Genomic DNA, 291 nt, shown 5'->3' with positions numbered 1-291 from the left:
CCCCTACCCTACGCAAGAAATCCCACAACTACCGCGAACGGGGCCTGGACCTCGGCAAGCTGGACATCATTGCCTTCGCCAGCCTCAAGCGCGAAGTGCTGGACCTCAACAGCCACTTTCCGCCGCCAACCGAATATCTGCGCCAGGGCTGGCGCTCCCTGTCACTGGTGGGGCCGACCTTTGCGCGGGTACTGTTCGCTCATCCGGACGCGCCGGATTTCTTGCGCAACAACCTGGGCCGCAGCATAGTGTTCGATGTGGGCATCAGCCTTTGATCCACAGGCTGTAACG

1 protein-coding gene is annotated in these 291 nt (G+C 61.5%); it reads left to right on the top strand.

Annotation, left to right across the window (positions count from 1 at the left end; genetic code table 11):
• A partial coding sequence (locus EE949_RS24325) for a DUF1780 domain-containing protein (RefSeq protein WP_164666827.1) occupies nt 1-275 on the top strand: 275 nt, incomplete at its 5' end.
• Nucleotides 276-291: the final 16 nt, after the last annotated feature.

The sequence above is a fragment of the Pseudomonas viridiflava genome (assembly GCF_900602065.1).
Taxonomy (GTDB): Bacteria; Pseudomonadota; Gammaproteobacteria; order Pseudomonadales; family Pseudomonadaceae; genus Aquipseudomonas.
This window is presented reverse-complemented; position numbering and strand designations above follow the sequence as displayed.